The 12,604-nt window shown below is 69.4% G+C and carries 12 protein-coding genes; 9 read left to right on the top strand and 3 right to left on the bottom strand.

Features of this window, described 5'->3' with window-relative positions:
* Window positions 1–4 precede the first annotated feature (4 nt).
* Window positions 5–904 carry a PAC2 family protein gene (locus ACPEEZ_RS07070; protein WP_423924050.1) on the bottom strand — a complete coding sequence of 300 codons (900 nt, stop codon included), beginning with the start codon at window positions 902–904 and terminating at the stop codon, window positions 5–7.
* 159 nt (window positions 905–1,063) lie between these two features.
* On the opposite strand from ACPEEZ_RS07070, the gene ACPEEZ_RS07065 reads away from it, so the two are divergent.
* The 9 genes from ACPEEZ_RS07065 to lnt all read left to right on the top strand — a co-directional run bounded on the left by ACPEEZ_RS07065 (window position 1,064) and on the right by lnt (window position 11,199).
* A complete protein-coding gene (locus ACPEEZ_RS07065; protein WP_423924202.1) occupies window positions 1,064–1,723 on the top strand; it encodes an HAD family hydrolase in 660 nt (219 codons plus the stop codon).
* Window positions 1,724–1,734: 11 nt separating this feature from the next.
* Complete coding sequence (locus ACPEEZ_RS07060) at window positions 1,735–2,736, top strand: tRNA (adenine-N1)-methyltransferase (protein WP_423924049.1); 1,002 nt, start codon at window positions 1,735–1,737, stop codon at window positions 2,734–2,736.
* Between the two features lie 172 nt (window positions 2,737–2,908).
* Complete coding sequence (locus tag ACPEEZ_RS07055; protein ID WP_423924048.1) at window positions 2,909–3,841, top strand: FKBP-type peptidyl-prolyl cis-trans isomerase; 933 nt, start codon at window positions 2,909–2,911, stop codon at window positions 3,839–3,841.
* An 89-nt stretch (window positions 3,842–3,930) separates the two neighbouring features.
* Window positions 3,931–4,941, top strand: coding sequence for a helix-turn-helix transcriptional regulator (locus tag ACPEEZ_RS07050; RefSeq protein WP_423924047.1), 1,011 nt, complete (start codon window positions 3,931–3,933; stop codon window positions 4,939–4,941).
* Complete coding sequence (locus ACPEEZ_RS07045; RefSeq protein WP_423924046.1) at window positions 4,934–5,908, top strand: helix-turn-helix transcriptional regulator; 975 nt, start codon at window positions 4,934–4,936, stop codon at window positions 5,906–5,908. The genes ACPEEZ_RS07050 and ACPEEZ_RS07045 overlap by 8 nt, the downstream gene beginning before the upstream one ends.
* A gap of 74 nt (window positions 5,909–5,982) precedes the next feature.
* Window positions 5,983–6,240 (top strand): twin-arginine translocase TatA/TatE family subunit, encoded by a 258-nt coding sequence (tatA, locus tag ACPEEZ_RS07040; RefSeq protein WP_423924045.1) that lies wholly within the window; start codon window positions 5,983–5,985, stop codon window positions 6,238–6,240.
* Window positions 6,241–6,300: 60 nt separating this feature from the next.
* A complete protein-coding gene (tatC, locus tag ACPEEZ_RS07035; RefSeq protein WP_423924044.1) occupies window positions 6,301–7,056 on the top strand; it encodes a twin-arginine translocase subunit TatC in 756 nt (251 codons plus the stop codon).
* Window positions 7,057–7,060: 4 nt separating this feature from the next.
* Window positions 7,061–9,532 (top strand): DEAD/DEAH box helicase, encoded by a 2,472-nt coding sequence (locus ACPEEZ_RS07030; RefSeq protein WP_423924043.1) that lies wholly within the window; start codon window positions 7,061–7,063, stop codon window positions 9,530–9,532.
* An 83-nt stretch (window positions 9,533–9,615) separates the two neighbouring features.
* Window positions 9,616–11,199, top strand: coding sequence for an apolipoprotein N-acyltransferase (gene lnt, locus ACPEEZ_RS07025; RefSeq protein WP_423924042.1), 1,584 nt, complete (start codon window positions 9,616–9,618; stop codon window positions 11,197–11,199).
* A gap of 105 nt (window positions 11,200–11,304) precedes the next feature.
* Here the strand turns inward: lnt and ACPEEZ_RS07020 are convergent, their stop codons facing one another.
* Both ACPEEZ_RS07020 and ACPEEZ_RS07015 read right to left on the bottom strand, forming a co-directional pair.
* Entirely contained in the window at window positions 11,305–11,670 is a 366-nt protein-coding gene (locus ACPEEZ_RS07020) for an RNA polymerase-binding protein RbpA (RefSeq protein WP_423924041.1), read from the bottom strand.
* A 129-nt stretch (window positions 11,671–11,799) separates the two neighbouring features.
* Complete coding sequence (locus tag ACPEEZ_RS07015) at window positions 11,800–12,603, bottom strand: glycerophosphodiester phosphodiesterase family protein (RefSeq protein WP_423924040.1); 804 nt, start codon at window positions 12,601–12,603, stop codon at window positions 11,800–11,802.
* Between the last annotated feature and the right edge of the window lies 1 nt (window position 12,604).

Here is a 12,604-nt window from a genome sequence, read left to right as displayed (position 1 = left end):
ACGCTCAGAGCGGCGGGAATCTCGGGTCGTCCGGCCTGCCGTCGCCCTTGCCGTCGCGGCGGCGCAGATAGCGCTCGAACTCCTGTGCGATCGCCTCCCCGGAGGCCTCGGGGGAGTCGACCGTGTCGCGCGCCTGCTCGAGCTGTTCGATGTAGCCCGCCATGTCGTCGTCCTCGGCCGCCAGGGCATCGATGCCGGACTCCCACGCGGTGGACTCCGACTCGAGCTCGCCGCGGGGCACCTCGACGCCACTCAGCTCGACGAGCTTGTCGATCAGAGCGAGGGTGGCTTTCGGCGACGGCGCGTTGTGCACGTAGTGCGGCACCGACGCCCAGATCGACAGGGTCGGGATACCGGCCTGCTCGACGGCGTCACCGAGCACGGACAGGATGCCGACCGGCCCCTCGTACGTGCTGCGCTCGACCGCGAGATCGTCGCGCACGGACGCGTTGTCGCTGCCGACGAAGACCGAGATCGGCCTCGTGTGCGGGACGTCCGCCAGCATGGCGCCCAAGAAGACGACACCCGTGATGGCGTAGACGTCGATGAGGTCGACGATCTCGGCCGAGAAGTTACGCCAACTGCGCGAGGGCTCGGCGCCGAGCAGGACGAACACCTCGGAGGCACGGGTCGGGTCGACGGGCGGCGTCGCGGACCCGACGGGCCCGTGCAACTGGATGCGGGGCCAGACCAGCGTGCGGTTGCCCTCGTCGTCGTGGCCGACCTGCGGGCGGTTGAACTGGTAGTCGATGTAGCTCTCGCCGTCGAGTTCGGCCACGGGTTCGAGGCCCAACGACTCGACCACGACCTTGGCGACCCCGCTGGCTGCCTCGCCCGCGTCGTTCCAGCCTTCGAAGGCGACGACCAGGAGTCGTCCCGTTGCGAATCTCGACGTTGTCGTCACCTGCGTCCTCACCGCGACGGGCAGGCGGCCCGTCGTCTGACCAACAACGATAGACCGTGCGGGCGGCGCCGAGGCGGCACGGTCGAGCGGGCGGCGCCGACGGCCCGGCTAGACTCGTCCGTCGTGACTGGATTGCTTCCCGCCGCCGTTCTCTGGGACATGGACGGCACCCTCGTGGACACCGAGCCCTATTGGTACGACTGCCAGGTCGAACTCGTCGAAGCGCACGGAGGCACGTGGACCCGTGCCGACGGCGACGCGCTGATCGGTTCCGGCCTCTGGCACTCGGCCCGGGTGCTGCAGCACCACGGCGTCGCCCTGAGCGCGGACGAGATCATCGACACCCTGACGACCGCCGTCCTCGAGCGCGTCGCGGACGACGTGCCGTGGCGTCCCGGCGCTCGTGAGCTGCTGGCCGAGATCAAGGCCGCCGGTGTCCCGACGGCGCTCGTCACCATGTCGATCCGGCGGATGGCCGACTTCATGGTCGAGGCGATCGACTTCGACGCGTTCGACGTCGTCGTCGCCGGCGACGAGGTCGAGCACAGCAAGCCCCACCCCGAGGCCTACCTCACGGGCGCGGCCCTGCTCGGCGTCGACATCGCCGACTGCGTCGCCATCGAGGACAGCCCGCCCGGGCTCGCCTCGGCCCTCGCGGCCGGCGCCGTGGCCCTCGGCGTCGAGCACGCGGCCCCGCTCGTCGACGACGGCGGCTACACCCGCCAACGGACGCTCGCCGGCACGACCCTCGACGATCTGCGTCGGCTCCACGAGGCCGGTCGCGCCGCGCGCACCCGTCCCGACGCCGACCTCCACTGAAAGCAGCCACCATGACCGCGACCCGCCGCCAGTCCGGCCCCTTCCTCTACGGCGACAAGGTGCAGCTCACCGGCCCCAAGGGCAAGATGAACACCATCGTGCTCACGGCGGGGGAGGTCTTCCACACCCATCGCGGCATGATCAACCACGACGAGGTCGTCGATCTGCCCGACGGCTCGGTCATCGCGAGCACCACCGGCGACGAGTACCTCGCGCTCCGTCCGCTGTTGAACGACTTCGTCATGTCGATGCCCCGGGGCGCCGCCATCGTCTATCCGAAGGACGCGGCCCAGATCGTGGCCTTCGCCGACATCTTCCCGGGGGCGACGGTCGTCGAGGCCGGCGTCGGGTCGGGCGCCCTGTCGCTCTGGCTGCTCCGGGCCATCGGGCCGGAGGGGCGCCTCGCCTCGTTCGAACGCCGCCAGGAGTTCGCCGACGTGGCCGTGGGCAACGTCGTCAGCTTCTTCGGCGCCGAGCAGGCCAATTGGACGGTGACGGTCGGCGACCTCGTGGACGAGCTGCCGGACGTCATGCCCGACGGCACCGTCGACCGCGTCGTCCTCGACATGCTCGCGCCGTGGGAGTGCGTCGACGAGACCGCGGCCGCCCTGAAGCCCGGTGGGCTGGTCATCTGCTACGTCGCCACCGTGACGCAGCTGTCGCGGGTCGCGGAGGCGTTCCGCGCCTCCGGCCGGTTCACCGAGCCCGACGCCTCCGAGACGCTGGTCCGCGGCTGGCACGTCGAGGGCCTGGCCGTCCGACCCGACCACCGCATGATCGGGCACACCGGGTTCCTCGTGACGGCCCGTCGCCTGGCTCCCGGCGCCGTGCTACCCCAGCTCAAGCGCCGCCCGTCGAAGAGCGACTTCAGCGACGCCGACGTCGAGCTCTGGACCCCCGGCGCGCTGGGCGACCGGTCGGCCAGCGACAAGAAGCTGCGCAAGACCGCACGTCAGGCCCGCTCGGCAGCCGACAAGGCGATCGCGAGCCGCGACGACGAGCCCTCGGCCTGAGCCGCCGACCCTCCTCCCGCCTGACATCACCCCGGTCGACCTGCCGCTAGGCTGTTCGAGCATCTGCGCGGTCGCACCGACCGCCTCCCGCGCCTCGCCGTGTCGCGACTGCGGTGGCCTCCCGCCACCGGGCCGACACCGGGCCGGGTCCGCTGCAAAGAATTGAGGATTCGTGCGCAAGATCTCCGCCCTCGTCGTCACGGTCGGTCTCCTCGCATCGCTCACGGCGTGCGCCACCGAGGCGGGCCCCGGTGCGGCAGGGTGCCCGTCGACCGGAGACGCGGCGAGTGTGGTCTCCGTCTCGGGCGCGTTCGGCAAGAAGCCCGACGTGACCGTCCCGACGCCGATCGCCACGACCAAGACCGAGGTGGCGACCATCACCGCGGGTGACGGCGAGAAGGTCGTCGACGGCACACCGGTGAGCATCGACTTCACCCTCTTCGACGGCACCACGGGTCAAGAGCTCGAGAACAGCGGCTACGACGGCACGACCCCGAACCCGATCACCGTCGGTGGCTCGACGCTCGGCCCGCTGGCCGACGGCCTCAAGTGCTCGACGGTCGGCTCGCGCGTCGTCGTGACGATGAAGGCCAGCGAACTCAACGCGTCGGCGCAGGGCTCGGCCCCCACCACGAAGAACGACGAGCCGGACGCGTCGTACGTCGCCGTGGTCGACATCCGCAAGGCCTACCTGCCCAAGGCGGACGGTCACCTCGTGCCCGGCGCCAACGGCCTCCCCGCCGTGGTCACGGCTCCGAACGGTGCGCCAGGCATCAGCGTGCCCGACGCCGCAGCCCCCACGAGCGAGGTCACGCACCTCGTCCGCCAGGGCACCGGCCACACGCTCACGTCCAAGGACACGGCCGTCATCCAGTTCACGGCGGTCACGTGGGAGACCCCGGCCACCGTGGCGAGCTCCACCTGGACCAACGGCGGATCGGCCACGTCCGTCCGCCTCGACGACGACCAGATCCCCGCCGAGATCACCAAGGCCCTGATCGGTCAGACGGTCGGCTCGCAGGTCATGGTGGTCATCCCGGCCGATCAGGCCAAGGGCATCGCGCAGACCTACGTGTACGTCTTCGACGTGCTGGGTGTGCTCTGATCCCTGCACCCACGACGACGTCCCTCACGCCGTTCCCTGGCTGCCCGAGGGGCACCGCCGTGCCTTCGACCGTGGCCTAGGATCGTTCCGTGTCCGCAGCCCGCTCCCCGCGAATCCCCGTCGAAGAGCGACTCTTCAGCCTGGTCCTCGCCCTGCTCGCGACGGATTCTGGGCTCACCAAGACCGAGGTCCTGTCGACCGTCCAGGGATATCGGCAGAAGTTCCGGCAGTCGGGCGACAACGCGGCCCTCGAGCGCCAGTTCGAGCGCGACAAGGACGACATCCGCGAGCTCGGCGTGCCGCTCGAGACGATCGAGTCGCCGGGCGCCAGCGGCAACAACCAGACACTGCGCTATCGCATCCCGCGCGGTGCCTACGAGCTGCCCGCCGACATCGCCTTCTCGTCGGAAGAGACCGCGTTGGTGACCCTCGCCGCGATGGTCTGGCGCGAGGGCACCCTCTCGGGCGAGTCGCGTCGCGCCCTGCTGAAGCTGCGCTCCCTGGGCGGGACGGCCGCCGTCCCCGAACTGGCCTACGCGCCGCGCATCCGATCGCGTGACGCCGCGTTCGAGCCGCTGCGCACCGCGCTCGACCGATCGGCCGTCGTCCGCTTCGACTACCTGAAACCGGGGGAGGCGCGGGCCCGCGAACGACGTGTCGCGCCTTACGCCCTGGTGCAACACCACGGCCGATGGATGGTCCCTGCCATCGAGCCGGAGTCCGGTGCCCGGAAGACCTTCCTGCTCTCGCGGATCGTCGGTGCGGTCACCCTCACGAGCGCCCGCTACGAGCGACCCGCTGACGCGACGGCCGACGCGGCCCTCCTTGAGCTCGAAGCCCTCTGGGACACCCAGGTGGCGCTCGTCCGGGTCGTGCCGATGTCCGACGCCGAGACCCGGCTCTCGAAACGGCGGGGCACCCGACGCGTCGACGACGAGACGCTCGAGATCCACTGGACCGATCAACACATCCTCGCCGATGAGCTGTCGTCCTTCGGTCCCGAGGTCGTGGTCGTCGGCCCGCCCGTGCTGCGATCCCTCGTGACGGCCCGGCTCCAAGCCCTCGCCACTCGACACGCGGACGGAGTGACCCGTGGCTGAGCCTCGATCGTCGTTGCACGCCACCGACAAGCTGGCGTTCCTGTTGTCGCTCGTGCCGTATCTGATGGACCACGAGCGGGTCAGCGTCGCCCAGGCCGCCGATCACTTCGGGGTGAGCGTCGGCGAGATCCGCCGCGCGGTCGAACTCATCGCCGTGTCGGGGGTCCCGGGCGAGACGAGTCAGTACCAGCACGGCGACCTGTTCGACATCGCGTGGGACGACTTCGAACAGAACGACGTGATCGTGCTCACGAACCTGGTGGCCATCGACGACTCGCCCCGGTTCTCGGCTCGGGAGGCCGCTGCGCTGATCGCGGGTCTGCAGTACCTCTCGTCGCTCCCCGAGAACGCCGACCGCACCGCGATCGCGACCCTCATGAGCAAGCTGGCCAGGGGAGCCTCCGGTGAACCGAGCCAGGTCGCCGTCGACCAGTCGGAGACGAGCGAGCTCGTCGCCCTCGTCCGCCGAGCGGTCGAGAACGGCGTGCAGCTCGAGTTCGACTACGCGGGCGTGCGCGGACGCGTCGAGCGTCGTCGGGTCGACCCGCTGCGTGTCGAGAGCGCCGACGCCGATTGGTACCTCCGCGCGTGGGACCACGCTCGCGAGGCCCTCCGCACGTTCCGCCTCGATCGGATCGGCGCCCCGGCCCTGACGTCGGAGCCCATCACGTACCGCGCCTCCGACGTCGCCCTGCCCGACACCCTCTTCGAGGGCTCCCCGGACGACCTCCTCGTGACCCTCGAGATCGACGGCGCCGCCGCGCCTCTGCTCTCCGACTACGAACCGGACGAGATCCAGGCGCTCGAAGGCGGACGGACCCGCCTCCGGCTGCGCGTCAATCAGGTCGGCTCCCTCGCGCGGCTCGTCTCCGGCCTGCCCGGCGACCCCGAGGTCCTCGCCCCCGACCAGGCCCGCTCCGCCATCGCCGACTGGGCGACCCATGCGCTCGACGGTTATCGCGACTGACGGGCGTCGCCCATGTTCGGCGACGCTCGGCGAGTTACACTGATGATTCGTCTGCCCCGCAAGGAGTAACAACCATGTTCCAGAACCTCACCGGCTGGCACCTGATCATCATCTTGGCGATCATCCTGCTTCTCTTCGGAGCGCCGAAGCTCCCCGGGCTCGCCAAGAGCATCGCCCAGTCCATGCGCATCTTCAAGACCGAGATCGCCGAAGACCGGAAGCCGACGGTCGACGACGACCTGCAGGCCCGGGGCACCGGCACCACCGCTCGTCCCGTCGACGACCCGACGGTCCGCTCCACGACGAGCGGTGACATCCCGCCGAAGTCCTGACGCGTGGCCACGACGACGACACGAGGTCGTTCCGCCGGTCGTCGGAACACCGAGGGTCGCATGTCGCTCGGTCAGCACCTGATCGAGCTGCGCAAACGTCTGTTCATCTCCGCCCTGGCGATCGTCCTCGCGTCGGTCGCCGGGTGGATCCTGGCCGAGTTCGTCCTCGACTTCCTCCGGGAGCCGGTCACCCAGATCGCGCAGGCTCGCAGTCGCACGGCCGAACTGAACTACGCCAACATCACGAGCGGCTTCGATCTCCGGCTGCAGATCGCCATCACGGTGGGCATCATCATCTCGAGCCCCGTGTGGCTGTTCCAGGTATGGGCGTTCATCGTCCCGGCCCTGGTGCGCCGCGAGAAGGTGTACGCGCTCGGCTTCATCGGTACCGCGATCCCGCTCTTCCTCCTCGGCTGCGCGGCGGGGTGTTTCGTCCTCCCGCACATCGTCGAGGTCATGACGAGCTTCGTCTCTCAAGAAGACAGCAGCATCATCGAGGCGAAGCAGTACTACGACTTCGTGTTGAAACTCGTCCTGGCCGTGGGCATCGCCTTCGTCCTGCCCGTGTTCCTCGTGCTGCTCAACTTCGTCGGGGTCATCACCGCGAAGACGATCCTCAAGAGTTGGCGCATCGCGATCCTGCTGATCGCCCTCTTCACGGCCATCGCGACCCCCGCGGCCGATGTCTTCTCGATGTTCCTCCTCGCCATCCCGATGGTCGTGCTGTACTTCCTGGCCGCCGGCATCGCGTGGCTGCACGATCGTCGAGCCATGAAGCGCGTCGCGGCCCTCGACGCCGAACTCGCGGCAAGATGATCGGATGACGAGAAGCGATCTGAGCCCGGCCGAGCGCTTCGCCGCATCGAAGACCCGCACCAAGACACCCCAGCTGCAGTCGTTCCGCTCTCGGCTCTCGTTCGCGCTCGACCCCTTCCAGATCGCGGCCTGCGCCTCCGTCGAAGACGGCAACAGCGTCCTGGTCGCCGCACCGACGGGTGCCGGCAAGACACTCGTGGCCGAGTTCGCGATCCATCTCGCCATGCAGCACCCGCGGGACAAGGTCTTCTACACGGCGCCGATGAAGGCCTTGAGCAATCAGAAGTTCCAAGAGCTCGTCGCCGAGTACGGGGCGTCCGAGGTCGGTCTGCTCACCGGCGACACGAACGTCAACTCCCGTGCTCGCATCGTCGTGATGACGACCGAGGTCCTCCGCAACATGCTCTACGCCGACTCCGACATGCTCGACGATCTGCGCTACGTCGTCCTCGACGAGGTGCACTATCTCGCCGATCGGTTCCGTGGCGCCGTGTGGGAGGAAGTGATCATCCACCTCCCGCTCGACGTGCGGCTGATCTCCCTGAGCGCCACCGTGTCCAATGCGGAGGAGTTCGGCGACTGGCTGCAGACCGTCCGCGGCGGGACGGACGTCATCGTCTCCGAGGACCGCCCCGTCCCCCTCGACCAGCACGTCCTCGTCGGCGGGAAGTTCCTCGACCTGTTCGACTCGAGCGGTCAGGCGGCGACGAACCGGGTCAACCCCGAGCTCCTCCGGGCCACGTCGTTGTCCCGGTCGGGAGGCCGACGCGGCCCCGGCCCCCGACGCGGCCCCCGCGGGCACGTGGTGGCTCCCGTCCAGCAGGGACAGGGGCGTATCGAGCGCTGGAAGATCGTCGAGATGCTCGACGACCAGAACCTGCTGCCGGCGATCTTCTTCGTCTTCAGCCGTGTCGGCTGCGACCAGGCGGTCGCGCAGGTGCTCCGATCCGGCATCCGTCTGACCACGGCCGAGCAGCGCCGCGAGATCCGCGAGATCGTCGAGGCCCGCTGCCGGACGCTGCGCGACGAAGACCTGGCGGTGCTCGGCTACTGGAAGTGGCTCGACGGGCTCGAGCGCGGTGTCGCCGCCCACCACGCCGGCCTGTTGCCCGCCTTCAAAGAGGTGGTCGAGGAGCTCTTCCAGAAGAAGCTGGTCAAGGTCGTCTTCGCCACCGAGACGCTCGCCCTCGGCATCAACATGCCGGCCCGCTCGGTCGTGCTCGAGAAGCTCGAGAAGTTCAACGGCGAGGCTCGGGTGCCGATCACGCCGGGGGAGTACACGCAGCTCACCGGTCGCGCGGGTCGCCGCGGTATCGACGTCGAGGGCCACTCCGTCATCCAGTGGCAGCAGGGTCTCGACCCCCAGGCGGTCGCCTCGCTCGCCTCGCGGCGCACCTACCCGATGAACTCCAGCTTCCGCCCCACGTACAACATGGCGGTCAACCTCATCGAGCAGTTCGGGCGGTCCCGTACGCGCGAGGTACTCGAGACGTCGTTCGCGCAGTTCCAGGCCGACCGCGCCGTCGTCGACCTCGCCCGCAAGGTGCGCACGCAACAGGAGTCACTCGACGGCTACGCGCGGTCGATGGAGTGCCACCTCGGCGACTTCGGCGAGTACACGACGCTGCGTCGCGAGCTCGGTGACCTCGAGAAGCAGGGCGCGGCGCGGGCGGACGCCCAGAGTCGCTCCGAACACGACCGCCGCCAGCGCCGCATCGGCGAGCTCCGCAAGAGGATGCGACAGCACCCCTGCCATGCGTGCCCCGAGCGCGAGCAGCACGCCCGCTGGTCCGAGCGCTGGTACAAGCTCAAGAAGCAGACCGACCAGCTCTCGGCGCAGATCCGCAGCCGCACCGGCGCCGTGGCCAAGGTCTTCGACCGGGTGACCGACGTCCTGCTGGAGCGGGGCTATCTCGTACCCCGTGCCTCCACCGGTTCGTCGGGACGGCCGTCGAACACCGATGAGGTCGACGTGGCACCGGCGGGGCGCACGCTCCGACGCATCTACGGCGAACGCGACCTGTTGGTGGCCGAGAGCCTTCGACTCGGCCTCTGGAACATGCTCGACGTCCCCTCCATGGCCGCCATGGCCGCGACGCTCGTCTACGAGCCACGTCGGGACGAGGGCACGCTGTCCGAGCGGTTCCTGCCCCGCGGGGCGTTCCGCGAGGCACTCGACAAGACCCAACTGCTCTGGGCCGAGCTCGACGACGTCGAACAGGAGCACCGCCTCCCCGGCAGCAACCCGCCCGCTCCCGGTCTCGCCCTCGCCATGCACCGCTGGGCGCGGGGGGCCGCGCTCGACTCGGTGCTCGACGACGCGGATCTCGCGGCCGGGGACTTCGTCCGGTGGACCAAACAGACCATCGACCTGCTCGATCAGCTCTCGGTCGTCGCCGATCTGCCGGTCGGTCCCACGGCCCGGCAAGCCCTCGACGCCGTCCGCCGCGGCATCGTCGCCTACTCCGCCGTCTGACACCGAGTCGCAGTGGCGGCTCGGGCCTCCGGACACGAGGAGGCGCGAGCCGCCTCCCAGCACCGGGCACCTAGAATCGCGGGGTGCCCACCCGTGTCGCCGATGTCCGTCTGCCCCTGTGGCTCGCCCTGATCGTCGCCCTCGGTGCCGGGCCCGTGCTGGATGGCGGGTTCCCCGATCTCGACGTCTGGCCGCTCACCTTCGTGGGCATCGGATTCGTGCTCCTCGCTCTGCGCGGACGCCGCGCGGGGGGTGCGTTCCTCGTCGGCCTCGTGGCCGGTCTGTCGTTCTATCTCGTGCACATCGAGTGGACGTCGCTCTACCTGGGGCCGGTGCCCTGGGCTGCGTTGTCGACGCTCGAGGCCCTCTTCTTCGCGGGCGGGTCGGTCCTGATCACGCTCGCCTATCGCTGGCTGCCCCGGGTGTGGCCGAGCGCGCTGGGCCGTTCTCTGCTGCTGCCGGTCGTGGTGGGCGGCCTGTGGACCCTCCGCGAGTTCGTCGCGAGCAATTGGCCCTACGGCGGCTTCGCGTGGGGCCGCGTCGCTCTCAGCCAATCGCAGAGCCCGTTCGCACCCCTCGTCGCCTACGTGGGGATCTCGGGGCTGACCTTCCTGATGGTCACGCTCGTCGCCGTCGTCATCCAGCTCGCGCTGCAGACGACGGTGCGCGGCTCCACGCGGTTCCTCGCGGGGGCGACGGCCGCCGTCGCGTTGCTCGCCCTACCCGCCTGGCCCACCTTCTCGAACGGCACGTCCAGCATCGTCGCCGTGCAGGGCAACGGCAAGGCCGGCTACTTCGACAAGCGCGAATACGGCGACCTGACGGCATCACAGGTGTTGGCCATGGCGGGCCTGCCCACGGATCAGAAGGTCGACATGATCGTCTGGCCGGAGGGCGCCAGCGACCGTGACCCCACGCGCGACCCCTACGGTCGATACGTCTTCGACGCCCTCACCGACGCGTACAAGGCGCCGCTGGTCTCGGGGGTCATCACGCAGGACGGCGACAAGCTCTACAACTCGTCGATCCTGTGGCAGAACGGCGGCGTCGTCGATCAGTACGACAAGAAGCACCCGATCCCGTTCGGCGAGTACGTGCCCGATCGGTCGTTCTGGCGTCCGTTCGCCCCCGACCTCATCGATCTGATCGCCCGCGACTACACACCCGGCACCCGCGACGAGGTGTTCGACGTGAACGGCGTCCTCGCCGGTATCTCCATCTGCTTCGACATCGTCGACGACCAGCTCATCACGAACATGATGAACGAGGGCGCCCAGGTCATCATCGCCCAGACGAACAACGCCGACTTCGGCCGCACCGACGAGAACGCCCAGCAGTTGGCGATCGCGCGTCTCCGGGCCATCGAGACGGCGCGACCCCTCGTCAATGTCTCGACCGTCGCCTCCACCCGGGTCATCGACGCCCACGGCACGACGATCGCGTCGACGCCCGATTTCGAGGCGGGCTTCACGACGGCGACGGTCGATCTCGGTACCGGGACGACACCCGCCGTGATCGCGAGTCGGGCCATCGAGCTCTTCGTCGGGCTGTTCGGGTTGATCATGCTGATCGGGACACGGGTCGCGCTGGGGGGTCGACGGTCGCGTCGCCGACTGCTCCTGGCCTCGAGACCCGAGCCGGTGTTGCACGACCCTCGTCTGCACTGACGACACGCAAGCTGTGCCGGGGCGGACGAAACGGCCCGGAGCCGATGAGGCTCCGAGCCGTTCGCGGGCCGGAGGCCTTCGATCCGTGAGGATCGGGAGGCGAGATCAGGCCCCGATCTTGTGCTGCCCCTTCCGGGCCCTGAGATAGTCGAGCCGCTCCTGGAGCAACTCTTCGAGTTCAGGCCGGGACCGGCGTTCGAGCAACATGTCCCAGTGCGTCCGTGGCGTCTTGACGTCGCCCTCGTCGATGTCGACGGGCTTGCCGTCGGCCGTCAGGAGACGACCTTCTTGGCCGCTCTTGGGCGACTGCCAGATGTCCGGGATCTCCGCCTCGGCGGCGAAGACGATGTCGAACGTCGCGCCGTCGCCCGTCTGGTAGACGGCCTTCTTCCGGGGCGAGAACTCGACCCCTTCTTCGCTCTGGAGGCTCTGGCTCCCGAGTCTCATTCCGCGCAAACTGCGATCTGCCATTGTGTGGTCTCCTCTCGCGTTGCAATCACCCGTTCTAACGCGCCTGCCCGGCGTGATGTTTCACGCTGGAAGCATTCACAGAGCCTTCACAGACGTTGAGCAGCTCTCAGAAGCGTCAAACAGCCGTTGTTAGCGAGTATTCGGAGCGGAACCGCGCGAGGCTCGCTCGACTTCGGCGAGGGCGAGATCGGCGCGGTCGGAGATGAGGGCGTGAACACCGAGCCCGAGCAGACGACGCATGTCGTCGGGGTCGTTCACCGTCCACACGTGCGTCTCGACGCCGATGCGCGCCAACCGCGCGACGCGTCTCTCGGTCACGATCCGCACGGGACCACGTCGCTCGGGGACCTGGACGGCCTGGACCCCCTTCAAGACGCGTCGGAGCAGTGCGTCCCGCACGACGGGGACGACGATCAGCGAAGCGGCGACCGCGCCGACGACACCGCGGGAGGACGCCGACGTCGCCACACCGGGCAACGCCTCGACGGCCCGACGCCGCCGCGCCTCGTCGAACGAGGTGACCAGGACGCGCTTCTCGGCTCGCACCGCTCGAATCGCGCGGACCGTCGGGACGACGGCCTCGTCGCTCTTGACGTCGATGTTGAAGCGCGTCTCGGGAAACGCGTCCAGGGCCTCCTCGAGCGTCGGAACCCCCTGCTGGGCGTCCAGGAGGATGCTCTGCACCTCGTCGAGGGTGAGGTCGAGGAGGCGCCGGTCGACGCCTGCGACGCGCTTCAGGTCAGGATCGTGGCTGATCACGGCAACGCCGTCCCGTGTCGCGTGGACGTCGGCCTCGACGTACTCCGCCCCGGCGGCGATCGCCGTGGCGAACGCGAGCATCGTGTTCTCGGGAGCGGGCCCGGCGAGACCCCGGTGCGCCAGCACTCGAGGTGTCCCGGGGGCGAACCAGCCGGCGGCAGGAGGCGCGGTCATG

This window comes from Frigoribacterium sp. 2-23 (assembly GCF_049601585.1).
Lineage (GTDB): Bacteria > Actinomycetota > Actinomycetes > Actinomycetales > Microbacteriaceae > Frigoribacterium.
Note: the sequence above shows the minus strand (reverse complement) of the source record. Positions and strands in the feature narration are given on the sequence as shown.

Coding starts and splice junctions, on each gene's coding strand:
- ACPEEZ_RS07065 (WP_423924202.1), top strand. CDS start 1,064: ATGGACGGCACCCTCGTGGACACCGAGCCCTATTGGTACGACTGCCAG.
- ACPEEZ_RS07060 (WP_423924049.1), top strand. CDS start 1,735: ATGACCGCGACCCGCCGCCAGTCCGGCCCCTTCCTCTACGGCGACAAG.
- tatA (WP_423924045.1), top strand. CDS start 5,983: ATGTTCCAGAACCTCACCGGCTGGCACCTGATCATCATCTTGGCGATC.
- tatC (WP_423924044.1), top strand. CDS start 6,301: ATGTCGCTCGGTCAGCACCTGATCGAGCTGCGCAAACGTCTGTTCATC.
- ACPEEZ_RS07030 (WP_423924043.1), top strand. CDS start 7,061: ATGACGAGAAGCGATCTGAGCCCGGCCGAGCGCTTCGCCGCATCGAAG.
- ACPEEZ_RS07020 (WP_423924041.1), bottom strand. CDS start 11,670: ATGGCAGATCGCAGTTTGCGCGGAATGAGACTCGGGAGCCAGAGCCTC.
- ACPEEZ_RS07015 (WP_423924040.1), bottom strand. CDS start 12,603: ATGACCGCGCCTCCTGCCGCCGGCTGGTTCGCCCCCGGGACACCTCGA.